The organism is Marinomonas sp. ATLA20 (assembly GCF_057180105.1).
This window is the reverse complement of sequence record NZ_JBXUKU010000005.1, coordinates 110,721-132,749: the sequence shown is the minus strand read 5'-3', so window position 1 is coordinate 132,749 and position 22,029 is coordinate 110,721. Positions and strand designations below refer to the sequence as shown.

22 protein-coding genes are annotated in these 22,029 nt (G+C 42.5%); 3 read left to right on the top strand and 19 right to left on the bottom strand.

Annotation, left to right across the window (positions count from 1 at the left end; translation table 11 throughout):
* Positions 1 to 58: 58 nt before the first annotated feature.
* From purF to AC2A4J_RS10185, 14 genes are all read right to left on the bottom strand, one after another.
* The gene (purF, locus tag AC2A4J_RS10250) at positions 59 to 1,567 is read right to left on the bottom strand and encodes an amidophosphoribosyltransferase (RefSeq protein WP_255824873.1); all 1,509 of its coding nucleotides are present in this window, start codon (positions 1,565 to 1,567) and stop codon (positions 59 to 61) included.
* 80 nt (positions 1,568 to 1,647) lie between these two features.
* A complete protein-coding gene (locus AC2A4J_RS10245; RefSeq protein WP_255824874.1) occupies positions 1,648 to 2,181 on the bottom strand; it encodes a CvpA family protein in 534 nt (177 codons plus the stop codon).
* A 75-nt stretch (positions 2,182 to 2,256) separates the two neighbouring features.
* Positions 2,257 to 2,862, bottom strand: a complete 606-nt coding sequence (locus tag AC2A4J_RS10240) for an SPOR domain-containing protein (protein ID WP_484175930.1) — start codon at positions 2,860 to 2,862, stop codon at positions 2,257 to 2,259.
* 3 nt (positions 2,863 to 2,865) lie between these two features.
* A complete protein-coding gene (folC, locus tag AC2A4J_RS10235) occupies positions 2,866 to 4,122 on the bottom strand; it encodes a bifunctional tetrahydrofolate synthase/dihydrofolate synthase (RefSeq protein ID WP_484175929.1) in 1,257 nt (418 codons plus the stop codon).
* A gap of 4 nt (positions 4,123 to 4,126) precedes the next feature.
* Positions 4,127 to 4,996, bottom strand: coding sequence for an acetyl-CoA carboxylase, carboxyltransferase subunit beta (accD, locus tag AC2A4J_RS10230; RefSeq protein ID WP_255824877.1), 870 nt, complete (start codon positions 4,994 to 4,996; stop codon positions 4,127 to 4,129).
* Between the two features lie 31 nt (positions 4,997 to 5,027).
* Positions 5,028 to 5,834 carry a tryptophan synthase subunit alpha gene (gene trpA, locus AC2A4J_RS10225; protein WP_484175928.1) on the bottom strand — a complete coding sequence of 269 codons (807 nt, stop codon included), beginning with the start codon at positions 5,832 to 5,834 and terminating at the stop codon, positions 5,028 to 5,030.
* A complete protein-coding gene (gene trpB / locus AC2A4J_RS10220) occupies positions 5,831 to 7,042 on the bottom strand; it encodes a tryptophan synthase subunit beta (RefSeq protein WP_484175927.1) in 1,212 nt (403 codons plus the stop codon). The genes trpA and trpB overlap by 4 nt, the downstream gene beginning before the upstream one ends.
* Positions 7,035 to 7,652 (bottom strand): phosphoribosylanthranilate isomerase, encoded by a 618-nt coding sequence (locus AC2A4J_RS10215; RefSeq protein WP_484175926.1) that lies wholly within the window; start codon positions 7,650 to 7,652, stop codon positions 7,035 to 7,037. The genes trpB and AC2A4J_RS10215 overlap by 8 nt, the downstream gene beginning before the upstream one ends.
* A complete protein-coding gene (gene truA, locus AC2A4J_RS10210; protein ID WP_255824881.1) occupies positions 7,636 to 8,460 on the bottom strand; it encodes a tRNA pseudouridine(38-40) synthase TruA in 825 nt (274 codons plus the stop codon). The genes AC2A4J_RS10215 and truA overlap by 17 nt, the downstream gene beginning before the upstream one ends.
* Entirely contained in the window at positions 8,453 to 10,711 is a 2,259-nt protein-coding gene (locus AC2A4J_RS10205; protein ID WP_484175925.1) for a motility hub landmark protein FimV, read from the bottom strand. Before AC2A4J_RS10205 ends, truA begins: the two co-directional genes overlap by 8 nt.
* 146 nt (positions 10,712 to 10,857) lie before the next feature.
* Positions 10,858 to 11,622 carry an EAL domain-containing protein gene (locus AC2A4J_RS10200; RefSeq protein ID WP_484175924.1) on the bottom strand — a complete coding sequence of 255 codons (765 nt, stop codon included), beginning with the start codon at positions 11,620 to 11,622 and terminating at the stop codon, positions 10,858 to 10,860.
* 71 nt (positions 11,623 to 11,693) lie between these two features.
* Positions 11,694 to 13,340 carry a chaperonin GroEL gene (gene groL, locus AC2A4J_RS10195; protein WP_255824884.1) on the bottom strand — a complete coding sequence of 549 codons (1,647 nt, stop codon included), beginning with the start codon at positions 13,338 to 13,340 and terminating at the stop codon, positions 11,694 to 11,696.
* A gap of 57 nt (positions 13,341 to 13,397) precedes the next feature.
* On the bottom strand, positions 13,398 to 13,688 hold the full coding sequence (locus AC2A4J_RS10190; RefSeq protein WP_012069737.1) for a co-chaperone GroES: 291 nt from the start codon (positions 13,686 to 13,688) through the stop codon (positions 13,398 to 13,400).
* 130 nt (positions 13,689 to 13,818) lie between these two features.
* Positions 13,819 to 14,298: an FxsA family protein gene (locus AC2A4J_RS10185; RefSeq protein ID WP_255824887.1), complete on the bottom strand. Its 480-nt coding sequence runs from the start codon at positions 14,296 to 14,298 to the stop codon at positions 13,819 to 13,821.
* A gap of 50 nt (positions 14,299 to 14,348) precedes the next feature.
* Between AC2A4J_RS10185 and AC2A4J_RS10180 the strand changes: the two genes are divergently transcribed.
* Entirely contained in the window at positions 14,349 to 14,666 is a 318-nt protein-coding gene (locus AC2A4J_RS10180) for an MGMT family protein (RefSeq protein WP_484175923.1), read from the top strand.
* 43 nt (positions 14,667 to 14,709) lie between these two features.
* Here AC2A4J_RS10180 and AC2A4J_RS10175 read toward each other — a convergent pair whose 3' ends face one another.
* Positions 14,710 to 15,195, bottom strand: coding sequence for a YajQ family cyclic di-GMP-binding protein (locus AC2A4J_RS10175; protein ID WP_255824888.1), 486 nt, complete (start codon positions 15,193 to 15,195; stop codon positions 14,710 to 14,712).
* Positions 15,196 to 15,278: 83 nt separating this feature from the next.
* On the opposite strand from AC2A4J_RS10175, the gene AC2A4J_RS10170 reads away from it, so the two are divergent.
* Entirely contained in the window at positions 15,279 to 16,226 is a 948-nt protein-coding gene (locus AC2A4J_RS10170; protein WP_484175922.1) for a ketopantoate reductase family protein, read from the top strand.
* Between the two features lie 25 nt (positions 16,227 to 16,251).
* Here AC2A4J_RS10170 and AC2A4J_RS10165 read toward each other — a convergent pair whose 3' ends face one another.
* Both AC2A4J_RS10165 and AC2A4J_RS10160 read right to left on the bottom strand, forming a co-directional pair.
* Positions 16,252 to 17,085, bottom strand: a complete 834-nt coding sequence (locus tag AC2A4J_RS10165; protein WP_114412186.1) for a CvfB family protein — start codon at positions 17,083 to 17,085, stop codon at positions 16,252 to 16,254.
* A gap of 81 nt (positions 17,086 to 17,166) precedes the next feature.
* Complete coding sequence (locus AC2A4J_RS10160) at positions 17,167 to 17,727, bottom strand: DUF1415 domain-containing protein (protein ID WP_484175921.1); 561 nt, start codon at positions 17,725 to 17,727, stop codon at positions 17,167 to 17,169.
* A gap of 231 nt (positions 17,728 to 17,958) precedes the next feature.
* Between AC2A4J_RS10160 and AC2A4J_RS10155 the strand changes: the two genes are divergently transcribed.
* The gene (locus AC2A4J_RS10155; RefSeq protein ID WP_484175920.1) at positions 17,959 to 19,167 is read left to right on the top strand and encodes a DEAD/DEAH box helicase; all 1,209 of its coding nucleotides are present in this window, start codon (positions 17,959 to 17,961) and stop codon (positions 19,165 to 19,167) included.
* A gap of 62 nt (positions 19,168 to 19,229) precedes the next feature.
* On the opposite strand, the gene AC2A4J_RS10150 is transcribed toward AC2A4J_RS10155, so the two are convergent.
* Positions 19,230 to 20,369: a hypothetical protein gene (locus AC2A4J_RS10150; RefSeq protein WP_484175919.1), complete on the bottom strand. Its 1,140-nt coding sequence runs from the start codon at positions 20,367 to 20,369 to the stop codon at positions 19,230 to 19,232.
* Positions 20,369 to 21,940, bottom strand: a complete 1,572-nt coding sequence (locus AC2A4J_RS10145; RefSeq protein WP_484175918.1) for a lipoprotein N-acyltransferase Lnb domain-containing protein — start codon at positions 21,938 to 21,940, stop codon at positions 20,369 to 20,371. Before AC2A4J_RS10145 ends, AC2A4J_RS10150 begins: the two co-directional genes overlap by 1 nt.
* Between the last annotated feature and the right edge of the window lie 89 nt (positions 21,941 to 22,029).

Sequence of the window (22,029 nt, the reverse complement as noted above, 5' to 3'; positions counted from 1 at the left end):
AACAACTAAGCCAGGCGTGACCTGGCTTAGTTTTATCCGTCACGAGATCATGCAAATATTACATAGGGTGCATCATATCGCTAGCTTCTTGGTCTTCAACCGAAGCCTTATTTAAATCATTACGCGCACCTTCAATGCCTTCTAAATAGGCAGCATCAATATTGCCTGTAATGTATTTTGCATCAAACACAGAGGTATCAAATTCACGAACATCAGAATGCTTTTCATCGATACATGCATCGATCAAATCTTGCAAATCTTGGAATATTAATTTGTCCGCTCCAATTAATTCGCAGATTTCATCAACATTACGATTATGCGCAATCAGTTCTTTCGCCGCTGGCATATCGATACCGTAGACGTTCGGATAACGAACTTCTGGTGCGGCCGATGCAATATAGACTTTCTTCGCACCTGCTTCTCTCGCCATCTCGATAATTTCTTTACTCGTGGTACCACGAACAATAGAGTCATCAACTAGCAAAACGGTTTTATCTTTAAATTCAAAAGGCACAGGGTTAAGCTTTTGACGCACAGACTTCTTACGAATAGCCTGACCCGGCATGATAAATGTACGACCGATATAACGGTTTTTAACCAAACCTTCACGGAACGGTATATTTAATGCCTGTGCGATTTGTAACGCAGCGGTACGACTTGTGTCTGGAATCGGAATAACCACATCGATATCATGATCTTTCCATTCACGCTGGATTTTCTCAGCAAGACGATCGCCCATGTTAATACGCGCTTTATAAACTGAAATACTGTCAATAACAGTATCAGGACGTGCAAAATAAACGTATTCAAATAAACAAGGGCGCGCTACTTTTTTCGGTGTGCACTGACGTACGTGAACATTGTGGTTTAAGTCAAAAAAGATCGCTTCGCCTGGTTGGATATCACGCTCAATTTTGAAACCTGCCGCATCCAAAGCAACGCTTTCAGACGCAACCATGTATTCAATACCAGAATCAGTTTGACGTGAACCATAAATCAATGGACGAATACCATCAGGGTCACGGAAAGCCAAAATACCGTAGCCTGTTATCAAGGTAACGACCGCATAACCACCTTCAATACGCTTATAAACACGCTCAAGCGCATTAAAGATATCTTCTGGTGTTGGTACCAGCTTTCCTTCTTCATGAAGCTCATGAGCCAATACGTTTACCAAGACTTCAGAATCAGAAGTGGTATTGATGTGACGCAAGTCAGATTCAAATACTTCACGCTTTAATTTAGCAGTATTTGTTAGGTTGCCATTGTGCGCAAGTGAAATGCCATAGGGAGAGTTAACATAGAAAGGTTGAGCTTCAGCTGAGCTAGAAGTTCCTGCCGTTGGATAACGGACATGACCTATACCTATGTTACCGTGTAGTTTTTTCATATGACGAGTGCGAAAGACCTCACTCACCGGACCATTGTCTTTGCGTAAACATAAACGTCCGTTATGGCTTGTAACCATACCCGCAGCATCTTGCCCACGATGCTGAAGAAGGGTTAACGCATCAAAAATTGCTTGGTTAACCACAGACGTGCCTACGACACCAACGATACCACACATGTTCTAGATCCTCGTGTTGGGGAATTGCGACAAACGCCGCAAAGGTTCTTTATCTATTTGGCTGCTATATAAATAAGCAACTAATTTCCAAGGGCGCGGTCAATGAGAGTCGAATCCATAAGATCCGAGCTCTTGCCTAACATATCACGCGTCCAGTCATTCAATTGACCCAATTGAGGGATCAATTGTGAAGTTTTCCAAAACTCTGTTTTTTCTATCGCTGGACTCAAGCTCAATAAAGAAACAAAAGCCACAACAATCAAGCTGCCACGAGCAAAACCAAATAGCATGCCCAGCACTCTATCCGTACTTGTCAAACCCGTTACTTGGATAAGTGATCCCAATAAAAAGCTAACCAAGACCCCCACTACCAAAGTAGCTATAAATAGAGATACAAAAGAAACGATATAGCGAATCTGATCATTTTGAACCTGATCAACTAACAGCGCTTGCATCTGATCAGAGAACTTAACTGATACGACAAAAGCAACAACCCAAGTCAAAAGTGATAAGACTTCTTTTACAAAGCCTCTCTTCAAACTCAAAAGAGTAGAAAGTACCACTACTGCAATGATCAACCAGTCAATGGTCGACATTGAATTTACTTGCTCCATGTACACCTCTAAAAATCGCCGCAAAGTTTAACAGACACCTGTAATTTTCCAAATACAGAGACGTCAAACCTCAAGCTAATTCACTGAATATTTAACGACAATGCCGTTTAAGCTAAATTTCTTCTTGATCTCTTCACGCATTTTTTCAGAGGTCTCTCGTTTGAACTCAGGACCAACATAGACTTTATAAAGTGAATTAGTCGTCAAACTATATGCATCGTAATTAGCACCTTTAAGCTTATCGACTAAACGAACTGAATTGTCTTTACTTTTAAACGTGGCAATCTGAAGGGTCCAACGCTCAGCTACTGGAGCAGGCGTTGTTTTTTCAGCGGGCTCTTTCGCAACAGGCTTGGGTTCAGGTTTAGCATCTGACTTAGCAGAAACGGTTGATTCCGCTTTGCTAATTTCTGAAACATCTTTCGCAGATTGGGGAACAGGAATCAAACGAATATCTGATGCGGCTTTGTCTTCACCAACTGACTTTTCAATTGGCAAGCTATCGACAGACTGAACAGGAGCGATTTCGACAACAGGAAACGCGGGAGGTGTCGTGACTTGAACCTGAACATCTAATTCTGCAGGACGCTCGCCATCTAAAATCAATGGCAATACAATCGCTGCCGACAACACCATAATCCCAGCACCAATAAGTCTATATGTAACTGTTCTATCTATCATAAATCACTCTTTTGATTGATTAAGCGCCAAATAATCTGACACAGTTACAAACGAACCAAAAACAATCACCGAACACTGATCGGCTTGAGCTTTGACTAAGGCCGCACTTAACGCATCACTGACAGAATTAAACGCCATAGCACTTAAACCAAGACTTGGTGAGCTGTGCGCAATATGCCTGATCAGTTCATCTGCCTTCGCGCCTCTTGGACCCGCTAAATCACTACAGAACCAGTCAGAGAAACTGTCCGCTAGATGCACCATCACACTTGCAACATCTTTGTCTTTCAACATACCGCAAACGGCAACAGGCTTACGTGGCAAGGTACTAATGCGGTTAGCAAGCTCAATGGCGGCTTCAGGGTTATGAGCGACATCAATATACACATCAGGGGAAGTGGCAATTTTTTGGAAGCGACCCATTAGTTGAGCTTTACTAAATAAATCAACTAAATCTGCATGCGCAGGAGAAAGCCCCATATAAACCAATACTGCAATCACTGTGGCGGCGTTTTGTAGCGGCAGAGACGGAACCGGTAAGTTCTCAAAATACACATCATTACCGGTCCAAGACCAGGAATTCTGATCCAATTCAAAATTGAAATCTTGCCCTTTCTGACGTAAGTTTGCCCCTATTTCTAAAGCGGTACTAGCAATAGTACTAGGAGGGTTAACAACGCCACTGATGAGTAACTTACCTTTTCTTGCAATACCTGTTTTTTCTTGAGCAATAACATCTATGTTATCGCCTAGCCAATCAATATGATCTAAAGAAATAGAGGTCACGACAGCGACATCTGTATCGATCATATTAACTGAATCTAAACGCCCACCTAATCCAACTTCCAGCACCCAATAATCTAACTTAGATTGGTCAAAAACCCATAAAGCGGCAAGTGTACTGAATTCGAAATACGTTAAGCTAGTTCCTTCACGTGCAGCTTCTACGGCCTCGAAAGCACGACATATAACATCATCATCACAAGGAGAATCGTTTAATGCTATACGCTCGTTGAAAGCAAGAAAATGAGGGGAAGTATAAGTTCCAACAGAATAACCTTGTGAACACAGATACTGCGTCAGCATGGCACAAGTTGACCCTTTACCATTAGTTCCAGCAACAGTGATCACTTTGCACTTAGGTCTAGATAAGTTTAACCGAGCTAATACGGCACTCCCTCTGTTAAGACCTAACTCTATTTCAGAAGGATGCTGGCCCTCAATATATGAGAGCCAGCTAGCTAATGACGTTTGCGCCATTTAATTAAGCAACCTTATTTTCAGTAAGCAAAGAAAGTATATTGAATAAGCGATTACGCATTTCATCACGTTTGATAATCATATCCAACGCGCCTTTATCCAATAAAAACTCACTACGTTGGAAACCTTCAGGCAATTTTTCACGAACCGTTTGCTCAATAACGCGTGGACCAGCAAAACCAATCAAAGCGTTTGGCTCAGCAACGTTTAAATCACCTAACATGGCAAGAGAAGCAGATACACCACCGAAAACAGGATCAGTCATGACAGAAATATAAGGAATGCCCTCTTGCTTCAAGCGCTCCAAACCGGCACTTGTTTTTGCCATCTGCATCAAGGAAATAAGCGCTTCTTGCATACGTGCACCACCACTGGCAGAGAAACATACAAGCGGAATGCGTTTTTCTAAACAAACATTAACGGCTTGAATAAAACGCTCACCTACGATTGCGCCCATGGAACCGCCCAAGAAACTAAATTCAAATGCAACAGCGACCACGGGCATGCCATTTAAAACACCTTGCATCGCAACCAAAGCATCTTTCTCGCCAGTTGCTTTTTGAGCATCTGCAATACGGTCTTTATAACGCTTTGAGTCTTTGAATTTTAATTTGTCTTCAGGTTCAAGATGAGCACCAATCTCATGGCGCCCTTCTTTATCCAAGAAAATATCTAAGCGACGACGAGCACCTACACGAAGGTGATGATTACATTTTGGACAAACATCTAGGTTTTTTTCCAACTCTGGACGATACAAAACGTTTTCACATTTTGGACATTTTTTCCAAAGACCTTCAGGTACACTACCTGCAGTCGCGCGCTTTGATTCGCTGCGCACAATGGAAGGTACAAATTTATCTAACCAGCTACTCATTTACTTCTCCAAATTTCTCGTTTGCTGCCGCTTAGGCGTCCATTTCATTACGCATGGGCGATAAAATAGCCCCTAAAGCGTCAGCTATATATTCTTTTTGATGATCTTGATTTTCAGCAATAGCGTTAACTAATACACTACCAACAATGACACCATCAGCACATTTGCTTACTGCCGCTGCCGTTTTTGAATCACGTATACCAAAACCAACACCAATTGGTAAGGCGGTAATCTCACGCAATGAATCTACATGTTTTTTAACACTTTCAACATCTAGCTCAGCAGAACCTGTCACGCCTTTTACAGAAACGTAATACACATAACCTGAAGCCAAATCACAAATTTTCTTTGCTCGCTCAGGTGTTGTCGTTGGTGACAGCAAATAAATCAGATCCAAATCGTTCTCACGGAAGTATTCTACTACATCTGTCGCCTCTTCTGGAGTCAGATCCACTAATAAAATGCCATCAACACCCGCTTCTTTTGCTGCATTTGAAAAAGCTTGATACCCAAAAAACTCGATTGGATTCAAATACCCCATCAAAACGACAGGCGTTGTCGTATTGCCTAGCCTAAATTCAGCGATGATTTGCAGTACTTTTTTGACACTGGTTCCTGCGGCTAAGCTTCGTTCACAAGCCAATTGAATCACTGGACCATCAGCCATAGGATCTGAAAAAGGCATGCCGATCTCAATCACATCAGCTCCTGCATCTACTAGAGCATTCATAAGTGTCACTGTGTAATCTGGGCTAGGGTCTCCAGCGGTGATATACGGAATGAGCGCCTTTTTACCAGATTTTTCTAAATTTTCAAAACATTGTTTAATGCGACTCATACTTCTATCCCATCTAATTCTGCAACGGTAAGAATATCTTTATCACCACGACCAGAAAGATTGATCACTACGATCTTATCTTTTTCCATCGTGGCGGCTAGCTTCATCCCGTAGGCAACAGCATGGCTTGATTCAAGTGCTGGCATAATACCTTCTAAACGAGTGAGATCTCTAAAGCCATCCATCGCCTCATCATCATTAATCGCCACATAATTAGCGCGTCCAATATCTTTAAGCCAAGCATGCTCAGGACCAACACCTGGGTAATCCAAACCCGCCGAGATAGAGTGAGTGCCGATAATCTGACCATCATCATCAGCCATGACATAAGTACGATTACCATGAAGCACACCAGGGCGACCAGCACTCAGAGGTGCAGCATGACGACCCGTTTCAATTCCATCGCCACCCGCTTCAACACCATACATAACAACATTTTCATCTTTAATAAATGGATGAAACATACCAATAGCATTAGATCCGCCACCAACACATGCGACTAACGCATCAGGCAAACGACCTTCTTGAGCTAAACATTGAGCTTTCGTCTCACGACCGATGACAGATTGAAAATCGCGAACCAATTTAGGGTAAGGATGAGGACCCGCAGCCGTACCAATAATGTAAAAGGTATCGTCTACATTTCCTACCCAGTAACGCATCGCTTCATTCAGCGCATCTTTTAAGGTCTTAGTACCAGATTCAACAGAAATGACCTCAGCACCTAACAACTTCATACGGTATACGTTAAGTGACTGGCGACGAATATCCTCCGCCCCCATAAAAACCTTACACTTCAGACCCAAACGAGCGGCAACGGTGGCAGAAGCAACACCATGCTGCCCAGCCCCAGTTTCTGCAATAATATTTGGTTTCCCCATGTGCTTGGCAAGCAAAGCCTGACCAATAGTATTATTTATTTTATGAGCACCAGTATGATTTAAATCTTCGCGCTTTAAGTAAATTTTAGCTCCGCCCGCTTTTTTGGTCAGACGTTCAGCAAAATAAAGTGGAGATGGGCGGCCAACGTAATGAGCTAAGTCATGATCAAAAGCAGCCTGAAAAGCACTGTCTTTCGATAAGCGCTCATACATTTTCGCCAAATCATCCAAAGCAGACATCAGCGTCTCAGAAACAAATGTGCCACCATAAGGCCCAAAACGACCATGAGAATCTGGTAAATCTAAGTTAAAATCTTTGCTATCCACATTTCGCTCCACTAATGAATTCTTGAACTTTAGACTCACTCTTAATGCCTTTTGACAACTCAACGCCACCACTAACATCTACGGCATAAGGTCTAACCTGCGTTATCGCTTGCTGAATATTGCTCGGCGTTAAACCGCCCGCCAGAACAATTGGTTTAGACAAGCCATCTGGTATTAATGCCCAATCAAACACTTCGCCCGTTCCGCCAGGGACGCCAGCTTTATAAGCATCTAATAACATAGCAATTGCACTTGGATATTGATCAACCAAAGCGGTTACATCATCACCGCGCTTAACTCTTAATGCCTTCATATAAGGACGCTGATATGAAAGGCATTCAGCCTCAGACTCACCACCGTGAAATTGTATAGTCCAACGAGAGCTGCCATTTATAACAGAATTGATGAGTGCCGCGTCAGCATCAACAAATAAAGCAACAGGCGTTACAAAAGGAGGCAGTTTATCAACAATAGAATTCGCCATATCAGGCGAAACATATCTTGGGCTTTTTGCGTAAAAAACAAAACCAACCGCATCAGCACCATGACGACACGCCATAAGCGCGTCTTCTAAATTGGTTATTCCGCAGATTTTAACTCGGCAATTCATAGTTAGGCTCGTCTACATAAGGTAAAAAATGAGGACCTAAATGTCGCTTTGGCACATTAAAGACATCAGGGTATTGAGCATCCACAAAATACAGACCAGTTGGTGGCGCAGTTATACCACCCTTGGTACGATCCTTTGCTTCTAACGTTTTTTTCGCCCAGGAAACGGGTTTCTCACCAGCCCCTATAGACATCAAAACACCAGCAAAATTTCGAATCATATGATGCAAAAAAGCATTAGCGCGGACATCTATAACAATGTATTGACCCAGCTTCTGCACATCAAAGTTTAGAATTGTACGGATAGGCGTATTGGCTTGGCAGCCAATTGCTCGGAAAGAAGAGAAATCATGTGTACCCAGAAACACTTTAGCAGCTTCCTTCATGGCATTAACATCAAGCGTCTTATATGTCCAAGTCACTCCTTTAGCCAATATTGCCGGACAAAAATCCGACGAATAGATAACATAACGGTAGCGACGACTTAATGCACTAAAGCGAGCATGAAAGTCATCTGTAACAGAGCGTGCCGCTACTACGGTAATATCCGTAGGAAGATAGGTATTAACACCTATTGTCCACGCACGCTCGTTACGCTCTACTTCTGTTTCAAAGTGAACCACTTGGGCGCTTGCATGGACACCGGAATCAGTTCGACCTGCACAAACCACCTTAACTGGGTGATTTGCAATAACAGACAATGCTTTTTCTAAATTCTCCTGAACACTTGGAACACCAAATTTCTGTGCTTGCCAGCCCTTGTATTCAGAGCCATTATATTCAACAACTAGTACTACTTTATTAGTCACTTGGGAACATTCGCTCCATCATATTCTGTGCTTCAGCTATTTGCTGCTCATTACCTGACTCAATTACATCATCTAGAATGACGCGCGCCCCCTCTTCATCCCCCATATCCATATAAGCTCTTGCTAAATCAAGCTTGGTCGCCACTTCATCACCGCTAGCGTCGAAGAAGTCAAATTCTTCTTCCTCATCACTAACATCTTCATCTTCGGCTGCTTCAGCTTCACCAAATGAAGGCACTTCAATCTCATCTTCTTCTTGCTGTGCTTCTGCTAATGTTTCTTCAATTGAATTGGCTAAGGAATCATTTGGGGCACCACTAAAAATAGAAGCCTCATCAACATCATCCTGATCCACGTCGTTTAGCAAACTAGAAACAAAAGACTCTTCTTCACTTTCAGTTTCATCATCTACGCTTGGATCAACAGTCGTATCAGTTTCAGTTTCAGTTTCAGTTTCAGTATCAGTATCAGTCTCAAGGTTTGATTCAACCGATTCTGGCGTCATAGTAGGAATGTCTTCTTCAACAAAAGACTCAAGCTCATCTAACTCGTCTTCGCCATCAAGATCCATTACCGATTCAGGCAGGTCATCCGTTTCATCAAATGACGCAAATGCATCATCCTCTAGCGCACTTTCAAATTCATCTTCCGGATCTTCAGAAAAATCCATATCATCTGTTACTGCTGAATCTTCAAGGTCTGTAGAAGCAACCTCTTCCCCAAAAGAACCAAAGTCATCTAGACCATCATCGTCATCAGGAGTGTCGAAATCAAAAGCGAAAGGGTCTTCCTCTTTTAGCTCTACCTTTTCTTCAACTTTTTCATCATCTAAAGCGTAATCCGCTGCAGCAACCGCCGCCACAGGGGCTACAACCGCAGCAGATGAGAGATCAAACTCATCCTTTTTTGATGTGTCTTGCTCCTCTTGTTTTTTTCCAGCTCGACGCATAACCAAACCAATCAAGAAGCCAAGCAAGAGCAATACTACCGCACCGATCGCCACAACAATTGGGTTGCCAAATATTTTATTAACAATTGAATCGGCTTCAGCCTGCTCTTTTTCACGACGAATCTGATCAGCCTCTAATAGCTGATCAACAGTATTTTTCTGCTCCTGAAGCGCCTGCTGAGCACTGGCAAATTGTTGCTGTAACTCCGCCATTTGCTTATCTTTTAAGCTAATGAGCTGCTCCAAGGTTTCAAGCTGCTTATTTAAATCACCCAATTGACTAGATAGCTCACTTTTTTCACGCTGCTCTTTATCCAGCAGCTCTTGAGAAGCAGACAACTCCCCCTGCAAAGCACTTAGCTTGGCATTATCATCATCACCAGCATTCGAACTGGCTGCATTCTCAGGCAATAGACTTTGTCCAGACGCCAAGGTTAGTTTATCGCCTCCAACCGAAGTCTCGTTGGAAGCAGCCTTTGCCTTCGCTTGAGTATTTAGTTGAGCCTGCTCTACTGCCGAACTATCTCTTGACCCTTTTAAAGCCATCCAAGCATCATGCTGACGCTGGAACTCTTCTTGTGAAGTAGATCGATTAAAGAGAGCAATTTGATCCTGTGTTGGTAAGCGTAAAATAGCACCTTCTTTAAGAAGGTTAATATTATCAGAATAAAAGGCATCTTTATTAAGCGCCTGAATTGCCATCATTGTTTGATAGATGGTTAGCTGATTCGTAGGGCGATTTTGACCCGCAATAGACCAAAGCGTATTCCCTTTCACTACATTCATTTGACCTTTCACAGTCATTTCCTCTGCAGAAAGAGTCGCTTGTCGAAAAACGGTTTGATTTGAATCATCAGACGAAGAAGTAACAGGAGCCGACTGAACCACTTCCTTTTGCGTTTTATTAACTAACGCGGATTGATTTAAAGGCGTTTGATATTCTCTAACAATCTGCCCACTCGGCCAGCGAGCAGCTAATATAAAATGCAACTCATCGACACGAAGCGGCTGATCTGAAGACACAGCAACCACAAGGTCACCGTTGTCGCGAACAACGTCAAATTTTAACTGAGAAAGAACTCTCGTCGGTGCAAATCCTGCTTGTCGGAATTCACTTTCACTACCGAGACGAATCAATATATCGTTATCAGTCAGAGCACCAACATCAGACAGCTCGATCTTTCCACGATAGGGTTCGCCCAAATTTGATTGAGAGGTTAGCTCACCCAGTTCCAATGCGTAACTGCTGGACACATACAGCGCACCTGACACAGCAATACTAACGAGGGTTTTTCTGAGCATAAGCTTCCCTTTATTTACAAATTATGGACATAAATATCAGAACAAGTATCTTACACAGGTGACCATTTATCAATAGCTTTAGAATCAATGGTTTGCACTTAATACTAGAGAGAGATAAAAAATACAAAAACAAGAGTTTTTTACACCTAATAACTTAAAAAATGACGCCTAAAATAAAACCCTTGAACAAAGTCTACACCGATCTGTCGAGCAAAAACTAAGTCTTCTTCTCTCTCCACACCCTCAAGAATAACTTGTTTACCTGTAACATGAGCAAAATCAATTATCTTTGAAACAAACACCATAAAATTAGCATCTAATCTATTATCTAGCACACATTTATCCAATTTTATCCATTCTACCAATTGTAATACAGCAACAGATAACATCGATTTCGGGTTACACAAATCATCTAATGCGGTACGAACACCTAACCCATTAAACAGCTCAATCATAGACAAACTCATTAACGCATCGCTTATCTCAGAGTTTTCTATCAACTCAACCACCACCCGATCACGCCCAGCTAATTGAATAAGTTCAACAAAAGGATTATTTCCCACATCCTGCCCGCAAGCGTAAAATGCATCCTGATCTAAATTGACAAACACCTTCTCCGAACTACACAGACGATCTAGCTGAATCTTTTTTTGAGCCAACTCAACTTGAAACAATAGCAATGGATTATCATGCAGCGCTGCATAAACATAATCAGGCCTTATAAATTCCCCCACCGCAGACCTAAACCTAGAAAGGGCCTCATATGCGAATATTTCTCTGGTTTTCAACTCCACAATTGGCTGATACTCAACTCCAAACCGTCTAGACTCAACCAACTCCAACAGCATTTTTTGTGTTACAAAATCCATTTCAAAAACCCCAAATAAAACGAGAACGACACTCATTAACATAAAGATTCATTATAAAAAAAAACCTCGCTAAATAGCGAGGTTTTCTTTTATTTCAATGAGTTAGAGAGGGATTACATCATCCCGCCCATGCCACCCATTCCGCCCATGCCACCCATATCAGGCATGCCACCAGCGTCATCTTTAGCCACATCAGCAATCATAGCTTCAGTCGTGATCATAAGACCTGCTACAGAAGCGGCTGCTTGAAGCGCAGAACGAGTTACTTTAGCTGGATCTAGGATACCCATTTCCAACATGTCGCCGTACTCACCAGTCGCCGCGTTGTAACCGTAATTTCCTTCACCTTGCTTAACTTTATCTACAACAACGGAGGCTTCAGCACCTGCGTTGATGACGATTTGACGCATTGGCGCTTCCATTGCACGTAGAGCAAGAGTAATACCAACGCTCTGATCTTCGTTTTCACCTTTAAGATCAACAATTTTAGTCAGCGCGCGAACTAGAGCAACACCACCACCAGCAACAACGCCTTCTTCAACTGCTGCGCGAGTTGCATGAAGAGCATCATCTACACGAGCTTTTTTCTCTTTCATTGCCAACTCAGTCGCTGCGCCAATTTTGATGACAGCAACGCCGCCAGCCAATTTAGCAACACGCTCTTGAAGCTTCTCTTTGTCATAATCAGAAGAAGAGTTAGCCATTTCCGCACGAATTTGTTCTACACGAGTAGTGATATTTGCTGCATTGCCAGCGCCATCAACAATTGTTGTGCTTTCTTTTGTCAAAGTAACGCGCTTTGCCGTACCAAGCTGCTCAAGAGTAGCTGTTTCAAGACTCAAGCCAACTTCTTCAGAAATAACCGTTGCACCAGAAAGAACAGCAATATCTTCAAGCATTGCTTTACGACGATCACCAAAACCAGGTGCTTTAGCAGCAGCTACTTTCACGATGCCACGCATAGTGTTTACAACCAAAGTTGCTAAGGCTTCGCCTTCAACGTCTTCAGCAATAATCAATAAAGGGCGAGACGCTTTGGCAACACCTTCCAATACTGGTAGCAAGTCACGAATGTTGGAAATTTTCTTATCAACAAGAAGAATGAATGGGTTTTCAAGTTCCGCGCTCATTGTTTCTTGATTATTGATGAAGTAAGGAGATAGGTAGCCACGATCGAACTGCATACCTTCTACCACAGCCAGCTCATCTTCAAAGCCAGAGCCTTCTTCAACTGTGATAACACCTTCTTTTCCAACACGCTCCATTGCTTCAGCAATAATTTTACCTACTGAAGAATCAGAGTTGGCAGAAATCGTACCTACCTGCTCAATAGCACGAGTATCAGTACAAGGAGTAGATTGCGCAGCGATCTCTTTTACAACGGCAGCAGCCGCTTGATCAATACCACGCTTAAGATCCATTGGGTTACGTCCCGCAGCAACGGCTTTTAAGCCTTCAGCCACAATAGCTTGTGCTAAAACAGTTGCAGTAGTTGTACCATCACCAGCAACGTCGTTGGCTTGAGAAGCAACTTCTTTTACCATTTGCGCGCCCATGTTTTCGAACTTATTTTCAAGTTCGATTTCTTTCGCTACCGTTACGCCATCTTTAGTAACTAGCGGTGCACCAAAAGATTTTTCAATAATAACGTTACGACCTTTTGGTCCCAAAGTTACCTTTACTGCGTCTGCAAGAACATTCACACCCTTCAGCATTTGCTGACGAGCGCTATCTCCAAATTTAACTTCTTTAGCTGCCATTTTCTTATACCTTAACTGTTGTAAATGCTATGAATCGTAATAGAGTTACAAGGAGACTTAGGCTTCAACAATGCCGTAAATTTCGTCTTCCTTCATGATAAGTAGCTCATCACCTTCGATTTTAACGGTTTGACCGGAGTATTGGCCAAACAACACAGTATCACCAACTTTAACGGCCAAAGCTTGCACATCGCCATTTGATTGAATACGGCCAGTGCCAACAGCCAAAACCTCGCCTTGAGTAGGCTTTTCTTTAGCAGATCCGGGCAGAACGATACCAGATGCAGTTGTTGTTTCTTCTTCTTTACGTCGAACAACGACACGATCGTGCAAAGGACGAATATTCATTGATCAATCTCTCCAATTAAAAACGATACCAGGACTCCCCTGGCTGGATAATCCTACTGCATACATAGTAGGAAGCTTTAACAAGTTTCTATATACGGCTATACAAGCCAATTTCAACCCCAAAAATGAATTATTTTTTATCTATTAAGTCATTGTCATCTTTAGGTTCTTTTGAATACTCACCATCAATTGTTTCACCACTAGACTGAGCATCATAACTTCCGTAAGGCGCCCATTTAGACCCCTTTTTCACCATAGATGCAACAAAATTAACTAAGAGTCCAGCCGCGAACAGTTTGCGTAGCGGTGGAACCAGTAACAACCCACCAATAATATCTGTTACAAAGCCAGGCATTAATAAACACAAACCAGCAAAAATTAACATAACCCCTTCGGCGACCTCGGAAGCAGGCAGTTCACCCCGACGCATTTTTTCCTGAGCCTTAAGGGATGTTTCTAAGCCTTGCTTACGAATTAAGGTCACGCCTAGAATAGCGGTTAAAAATACCAAACCAACCGTGGCCAGCGCACCAATTTGACTACCAACTTTTATTAAGACAGATAGTTCAATAACGGGAATGAGTATGAAAAGCAAAAGTGCAAATCTCATATTTACCTTCTTTGTTTTAAATGTAGTTATTTATCTAAGGGCAAAATACGATGAATCAACCGATAGATAGATTTAAATCTCAGGTGTTGCATATTTTAAATGAAATACCCAAGGGTGAATGCATTGCTTACGGAGAACTTGCAAAACTAGCGGGCTTTCCAGGTTATGCAAGACAAGTTGGCAGTTTAATGAAAAAACTCCCCAAAGACACCAAACTGCCTTGGCACAGAGTAATAAACGCACAAAAAAGAATTAGTTTTGCAGAAAACACAGACGCCTACTTAAGGCAAAAGGAAAGATTGGAGCAAGAAGGCTGGGTTATTGTAGGGAACAAACTAAGTCTCAATGAAAACACAACAAAGAAATAAAAAAGCCACCGTACAACAATACGCGGCAGCTTTTTAAATGAAATTAATCTCTAAAGTTGGTAAATTGAACTGGCTGAGCCAACTCAGCACCGCGCAATAAAGCCATGACTTGCTGAAGGTCATCTCGTTTTTTACCAGTAACACGAAGCTGATCACCTTGAATCTGCGCTTGAACTTTCGCCTTGCTATCTTTGATCATCTTCACGATCTTTTTCGCTTCGTCAGTTTCAAGACCTTCTTTCATTTTTACAGCTTGAGAGGCACGCATATTCCCTTTTACGACATCTTCTTTTTCTAAACTTTTTAAATCAATCCCACGGCTAACCAATTTTTGGTTTAAAATATCAGACATCTGACGAAGTTGAGGTTCTGCCTCAGCTTCCATGACGACGCTTTTTTTGTCTTTAACTTCGTAGTGCGCTTTCACGCCTTTAAAGTCATAACGCGTTGTAATCTCTCTGTTTGCCTGATCGACTGCGTTAGTGACTTCGTGCCAATCTAACTCAGATACTACGTCAAATGATGGCATTTTCTGCTCCTTTGCATTTTCAATAATGTATTTTGGGGCGATAATAACAGGGATTGAAATAAAACACCTAATGGAAACCTATTATGAAGAACACGCCTTGGTTAGTCATCGGCGCTGGCGCTATCGGCCTCTTTTGGGCCTGTAAGCTAGAAAAACTCGGCAGTAAAGTCCATCTAGTGTACCGATCAGAAAGTCCAGGGAAGAAAATCACCCTGGAATCACTTGCCGATGAAGACGGTCAACAACAAGTTTCTGTAACGAAACATAAAATCAAAAGCTTCAAAGCAGAAGATCTTACCGAGCAATATGACAAGGTGCTAATTTGTACCAAATCTTTCGATCTTAAAGATGCTTATTCTCAAGTTGCAGCACATGTTAGTGATAATGCCGATATAGCTTGTCTATGTAATGGAATTGGTGCACAAGAAGCGCTTCAGAAAACACTGATGGAAACACAAACACTATGGGCAGGAACCACCAGTGAAGGCGTTTTAAAAATTGAAGCCAACCACATAAAGCATACTGGCTTAGGAGATACCTACTTTGGCGAATGGCGACAATCAACACCCGCAAAGCACTTCCCCATTGAGTCTCTCACGGTTGCCAACATCCATCAGCGCATGATTGAGAAACTGGCAGTCAACGCCGTAATTAACCCCATAACCGCCATTTTTAACATTCATAATGGCGACATTTTAAATGATGAGTACAAGTCATTAATTGACGCGACACTATCTGAATTATCAAGTATTTTCACCCACCCAAAATTCAGCTACTCACAAGAAAGCCAACACCTAACCCAAGAAAATCTCAAAAACCGAGTACACACCATTGCTCAACTTACTCGTTTGAACCGATCTTCGATGCATGAAGATATTCGACTACAACGTCAAACCGAAAACAGCTTTATTTCCGGCTTTCTACTTGATCATAGCCCGATAGAACTGCCTGTTCAGCGCTTGCTTTTCGAGGGTGTAGCCCATGCGGAACAGCGTGAAGAGGTCAAAAAAAAGCTGCTAAGTCTTCCTTAGCAGCTTTTTTATTGAGCCATAAAATCTAGATTTTAGAGATCTTTTCTTTCGTGAGTAGAATTTTCTTCTCTTTATAAAGTGCACCCAACGCTTTCTTGTACGTTGCCTTACTGACTTTAAAAACAGCATAGATAGCTTCTGGAGACGCTTTATCCGTCAACGGGGACTCACCACCATGAGCATCCAGATAATCTAAAATATCATCTAAAATGTTACGTACTTTTTTGTAGCCCACTTCTTGCAAGCTTAAATCGATCTTGCCGTCTTCACGCATTTGCTTAATGAAGCCGACAGTCTTTTCACCTTTGCGGAGCTGCCTAAACGCATCTTCGAAAAACAAAACACCCCAAAAACGGTTATCGATAACACACTTAAAACCAATATTCGTTTTGTCGCCGATAATAATAGACACTTTATCGCCTACACGATAAGGCGCCTCTTCACGGTTCAGCAACGCATCCACTTTGGTCGTCGCGACAATTCGGTTTGTCGTTTGATCAAGGTAGATAAACAACAAATGCGTTTCGCCTTCTTCTACGCGGTTCTTCTGTTGACTAAAAGGCACCAATAAATCCTTTGGTAATCCCCAATCAAAGAACGCACCTACTTGATTTACCGCTATTGACGTTAATGCAGCAAACTCCCCAACTTGAGCCTTAGGAAACTCAGTGGTGGAAATTAATTTATCATCTGAATCCAAGTAGACGAATACTTCCACTTCGTCATCGACCGTTACACCTTTTGGTACATAACGCTTAGGTAATAAAATTTCACCCAATTGATCGGCGTCTAAATACACACCAAAATCTTTCTCTTTAACGACTCTTAATGTATTTAAGCGCCCAATTTGTGTAGCCATGAGTTCTCCGGCAAGCAATTTTTTTCGCACTATACGCACTTCATTCGTAAGCGCAATACAGTTCATTTTGAATGTTATAAGTTAGTCATTATCTGCTTTCATACAACCAACAAATATACCGTCTAATTTAGACTTTCCAAGCTCTTCCATTTTTTCAATATTTTGATTTGGTATCTCGGCAGTATCTCCGTAGAACTCAATCGCCTTATCAACACTCGCCTCTCTTAAAAGATGCAACATAGGATAAGGTGAGCGATTAGTATAATTAGAAACATCATCAGGCTCTGTGCCTGAAAAACAATAATCAGGGTGAAAAGTTGCCAACTGATAAACCCCTTCACAACCTTGATCAAACATAAGATTTTCCGATGTTTCAACAAAGTCTAAATATCGATGAAAGTCTTTAAACAAGGTCGGAAAAATTAGCAAAGTTGTTTCTGTCTCAGGATGTTCGTCCAACCACTGAATTTCCGCCATTAACTCTTCTAACGCCACATCTATTTTTTTTGATCGCAACACCACGCAGCGCACACTGTCATTTTCCACTTCACGTTTAGCAAAAGGACAAACATTTAACGCCACAATAAACTCTTTTACCCATGTCATTGTTTGGGTGGTGACTAACTCATCTGATAGCAGCATAACGTGTCTTCTTATAAATATTTGATGGTATTTTAGAGCAAAGCGTACAAAGGGTCTAACTTATCCAATTATCATCTGAGGTTTAGATTTCGAATCCTCAGAAAACAAGGTATCATGACTCATATTACAGTCCATTATAGTGGTCATACGCCCAAATTCATTATGATTATCATAGTTAATTTATGACATTCATAGTTGGCCGTGCCACTTATCCCGCTACAGAGAGTTTACATGTCATTTGCTGAATTAGATTTGGATTTCACCATAGAACAAGCCATTAGTGATATTGGCTTTGAAACCCCGACAGAAATCCAAGAACAAGCTATACCAATCGCCTTAGAGGGTTCTGACCTACTTGCAACTGCCCCGACTGGTACGGGCAAAACCATCGCTTTTTGTGCGCCAGCTATTCAGCATATACTTGACCGTGATGAACAATCTACTACCGCTCCAAAGGTGCTAATTTTAGCACCTAGTCGCGAGCTAGCACGCCAGATTTTTAATGTTGTAGAGCAATTAACGCAACATACACGCATTCAATCTCATCTTATTATTGGTGGCACGCCTTACGGTATGCAGCAGCAGCAACTAAGTGAGCCTTGCGATATTTTGGTTGCCACACCCGGCCGCCTTGTCGAATTAGACGATAAACAATGGCTAGACCTAACAGATGTCTCTTACTTTGTTATTGACGAAGCTGATCGCATGCTGGATATGGGTTTTGTTAACGCGATTAACCGCATTGCCAAAGAACTGCCAAAAGAACACCAAACATTGATGTTCTCCGCCACGTTAGAAGGCGAGAAAATGGGCCGTTTTGCCAGCGCACTATTAAACAGCGAAACTCAACAGATTCGCCTTGGTGAATCTTCTCGCACAGTGCCAAGCCAAATTCGCCAAATTGCCTACCGCGTCGATAGCGAAGAACACAAAGAAGCCGTACTAAAGCATTTGTTAACACAAGAGCGCGTTCAACAAGCGGTTTTGTTTGTTTCCAATCGAGAGCATGTTGACGTATGGGTTCAACGCATCCGTAAAATGGGCTTAATGTGTGACGGCTTGCACGGCGAAATGAAGCAAGGTGATCGTAGTGAGCATATGAAACAGATGAAACGCGGCCGCCTACAAGTGTTAGTCGCAACCGATGTGGCCTCTCGCGGTATCGACCTTCCTGAAATCAACACCGTCATTAACCTTCGCTTGCCTCGCAAAGCCGATTCCTATATTCACCGAGCGGGACGCGCTTCACGAGAAGGCGCACCGGGCGACTGCATTTCATTAATCGACATCAACGACTTGCCGATGATTGAAAAAATTCAACGTTTCATGCAAGCCAACATTAAATTCGGCCGAATTGAAGGGCTAGAAGCGAAAACAAAAGCTCGCTCGCCAAGTAATAAGAAAAAAAGCAAAAAGAAAGCGACACCCAGTAAAAAATAAAGCCGTTTTACAGAATCATTAAAACATCAAAAGCGCCGCCATTTAAGCGGCGCTTTTTTATATTAACAACCAACTACAGAAGTCGCGCGGACGACAAACTGTTTAGCAGGGCAAGCGACTGAACTTGGTACTTGTGTAGTGTCACCAAAACAGCTTCCCGCATTCATATTGACATGATTCCTAAGCACACCACGGTGTGCCACAGGCGCAGAAGATGAACATTGCACGGTGAAATTTACATTCACACAAGACACCAACTCAGGCCTTATGATTGGCAATTTCCCGAACACATGCTTCTCTCCAAAACAATTCAAACCTCCCATACTCGCTCCGGACTGAAGCTTGCTTAAATATAGCTGCTTGTTTCTGGCTTCCTCCTCTTTGGCTCTTTGCTGCGCCAATACACGAGCCTCTCTTTCCTGTCGACGCTTTTCTTCTGCTAAACGATGTGCTTCATCTCGCTCACGACGCGCTTCTTCTGCTTGTCGTCTCTGCTCCGCTTGATGCCGTGCCTGCTCTTGTTGTTGCTGTAAATTTACCATAGCTTGTTGCTGCTGTTGTTGCACGCGACGTTGTTGAGCCTGCTGCTCGCGCTTTTGCTGCTCTTTTGCTTCACGTTGCGCCTGGATCGCCTGCATTTGGCGATTAAAATCCGCCTGTTGACGTGCCAGATCCGCTTGCAATTGATTATTCAACTGGGTCAATGCGGAACTCAATGCCGCCATGGTGCCGCCTGAACCAGACGAACCACCTGAGTGATAGCTTGGCCCCTCGTCACGGCAGTCCCAAGCATCCAAACCCCCTGCAACACACTGAGAATACTCTCGAGCAACGGGGCAACGGTTAGCGCAACGCGTTTCCAATTTACGTTGAGCAACAAGGCGCTGCTTTTCTTTGTAATATTTTTCTTGATCCTTCCGATATGCAATTAACTCATTAAGACGCTGTTTTGCGTCTTGATCAAACACTAAGGGACGCGCTTTCTTGATCTCTTTATCTACACAAGCAAAGTTTTCATCGTCCGCACAGCGATAGCCTGCATCAATGGCCTGATCGAACTCCATTTGATCCAACCGATCCAATTGATCTAACTGATCAAGCATTTTCACCATATCCTGTTGCGAGGTTTCTGCCAACGCTGTCGTGGTTGCTGAGCTTAGCATAAAACAGATCATGCCAACGGTTAATATGAGCTTCTTCATTAGAACAACGCCTCCAGGGTCTCAATATTATCGAGCGTTTGCACCAACTCTTGCTCTAGTACCTTTAGCTCTTTCATCTGCTGATGATCGTCTGGTACAGACGAAGCCATCATATTGAATATTTTCCGCTGCGCTTGTGGCGAGCCACATTGCCAATCTTTATCGGACTGAAAAACCTCTAACTCCCCAATATTAGGGATGCCATCAAAACGCGGCACCAACATGTGCATTTGCATTAACGGCTGCACATAACAATGCTGTAAAAGCTGCTTATCCAAACTGTCCGAAACAGCCTGAAGTTTCTCCTCCATAACATCTAGTAGCTGTAACTCAATTACAATGTCGATCAACTTTCGGAACAGATCAAATCGCAAATACACCAATTGCCTCTCTTCAAGTAGCAACTGCGCATCCAACAAATAATCGTTATTAGCCAAGGTCGAATACACAGAATCGGACACCAGTAAGTCATACATTCGCTGAACAGCACGAGTTTGATCGTATTGTTTCAAGCTCGCATATGGGTACGAATCGATCACATCCACCAATGTAAATAACGCTTGTTGATAATAGATGCGATTGCGAGAAAAAAAGTAACCTTGCGATTCTGCCTCTTCCAAAGAAGCCAACACCTCACCGCGGGCGAATGGACTATTTTTCAATTTTTTGAAAAGTCTATCAGGGCGAAGGAAGCTCAATTCTTCATCCGAGTGGCCTTCCAACTGCAACGCTTTATTCAATAAATCCTGCAACAGTGTGGCGCAATTGGCCGTAATAAAACGATAATTGCCTCGATAGCTCCAATGAATTTCTGACAAATCTCTCACAACTTGCTCAACCTGCTGAGCGGATAAATTTAATGGTAAAGAATACAAATCACGGTTGGCTAATAGGGTATTAGCACGAAAGACTTCACGGAAAGTCGAACCAAATAAATGCGCATCATAACCACCGAAAAAACCCTTCAGCAAATTCATGGTAAAGCCATCAATTCGAGCGACATAGCCCAAAAACACATGATTAAATAGATTTCGACGACAGGCTTCAAGACTCGAAGAAGCCTCAGGACAAACCAATAAACGCACAGAAACATGCCCAAAAGAAGACGCGACACCCTCACCTTCTGACGCAAACACCAGATGAACTTCTCGCACCTGTTTTGGATCAATTGATACCAATTGTCCCCCTTGGTTGGAATCAAACAAATAAAAGGGTACGGGTTCATTGCAGTCTTCATAACTCACGTTTGTTTCATAACGAAGAGCGAAATATGAGGCATAAATCGGATGACGGCAGGCAAAGTCATTCTCTATTAGATATTCGCGTAGAATCAACGTATAAACGGCTTCATGTGACTGATACCGATCTTTAATAAGTTCGCGAGCATTCTGAAAACGCTCATCGGCTTGTAAGTGAGGAGAAGACTGTTCAAACGAACGCTGATCAGGAGAAAATGATTCAGATTTAGCTTGTGCATTTTGTACATGGATTAATTGAGACAGCTGGGCACATAACAAGGCGTCTTGCTGTGCAGCCCTCAATAAAGCGGGGGCTTTATCAGATAGCAGCAAAATCATCGCCTCATCACATTGATTGCCTAATTTACTTGCCGTAGGTGTTACCGTGCACCCTTGTAATAATAAAAGAATGCTAAACAGTG

What these genes read in the sequence shown, in the direction of transcription:
- purF (WP_255824873.1), bottom strand. Translation starts at nt 1,567, where the DNA reads ATGTGTGGTATCGTTGGTGTCGTAGGCACGTCTGTGGTTAACCAAGCA.
- AC2A4J_RS10245 (WP_255824874.1), bottom strand. Translation starts at nt 2,181, where the DNA reads ATGGAGCAAGTAAATTCAATGTCGACCATTGACTGGTTGATCATTGCA.
- AC2A4J_RS10240 (WP_484175930.1), bottom strand. Translation starts at nt 2,862, where the DNA reads ATGATAGATAGAACAGTTACATATAGACTTATTGGTGCTGGGATTATG.
- folC (WP_484175929.1), bottom strand. Translation starts at nt 4,122, where the DNA reads ATGGCGCAAACGTCATTAGCTAGCTGGCTCTCATATATTGAGGGCCAG.
- accD (WP_255824877.1), bottom strand. Translation starts at nt 4,996, where the DNA reads ATGAGTAGCTGGTTAGATAAATTTGTACCTTCCATTGTGCGCAGCGAA.
- trpA (WP_484175928.1), bottom strand. Translation starts at nt 5,834, where the DNA reads ATGAGTCGCATTAAACAATGTTTTGAAAATTTAGAAAAATCTGGTAAA.
- AC2A4J_RS10215 (WP_484175926.1), bottom strand. Translation starts at nt 7,652, where the DNA reads ATGAATTGCCGAGTTAAAATCTGCGGAATAACCAATTTAGAAGACGCG.
- AC2A4J_RS10205 (WP_484175925.1), bottom strand. Translation starts at nt 10,711, where the DNA reads ATGCTCAGAAAAACCCTCGTTAGTATTGCTGTGTCAGGTGCGCTGTAT.
- AC2A4J_RS10200 (WP_484175924.1), bottom strand. Translation starts at nt 11,622, where the DNA reads ATGTTAATGAGTGTCGTTCTCGTTTTATTTGGGGTTTTTGAAATGGAT.
- groL (WP_255824884.1), bottom strand. Translation starts at nt 13,340, where the DNA reads ATGGCAGCTAAAGAAGTTAAATTTGGAGATAGCGCTCGTCAGCAAATG.
- AC2A4J_RS10190 (WP_012069737.1), bottom strand. Translation starts at nt 13,688, where the DNA reads ATGAATATTCGTCCTTTGCACGATCGTGTCGTTGTTCGACGTAAAGAA.
- AC2A4J_RS10185 (WP_255824887.1), bottom strand. Translation starts at nt 14,298, where the DNA reads ATGAGATTTGCACTTTTGCTTTTCATACTCATTCCCGTTATTGAACTA.
- AC2A4J_RS10180 (WP_484175923.1), top strand. Translation starts at nt 14,349, where the DNA reads ATGAATCAACCGATAGATAGATTTAAATCTCAGGTGTTGCATATTTTA.
- AC2A4J_RS10175 (WP_255824888.1), bottom strand. Translation starts at nt 15,195, where the DNA reads ATGCCATCATTTGACGTAGTATCTGAGTTAGATTGGCACGAAGTCACT.
- AC2A4J_RS10170 (WP_484175922.1), top strand. Translation starts at nt 15,279, where the DNA reads ATGAAGAACACGCCTTGGTTAGTCATCGGCGCTGGCGCTATCGGCCTC.
- AC2A4J_RS10165 (WP_114412186.1), bottom strand. Translation starts at nt 17,085, where the DNA reads ATGGCTACACAAATTGGGCGCTTAAATACATTAAGAGTCGTTAAAGAG.
- AC2A4J_RS10160 (WP_484175921.1), bottom strand. Translation starts at nt 17,727, where the DNA reads ATGCTGCTATCAGATGAGTTAGTCACCACCCAAACAATGACATGGGTA.
- AC2A4J_RS10155 (WP_484175920.1), top strand. Translation starts at nt 17,959, where the DNA reads ATGTCATTTGCTGAATTAGATTTGGATTTCACCATAGAACAAGCCATT.
- AC2A4J_RS10150 (WP_484175919.1), bottom strand. Translation starts at nt 20,369, where the DNA reads ATGAAGAAGCTCATATTAACCGTTGGCATGATCTGTTTTATGCTAAGC.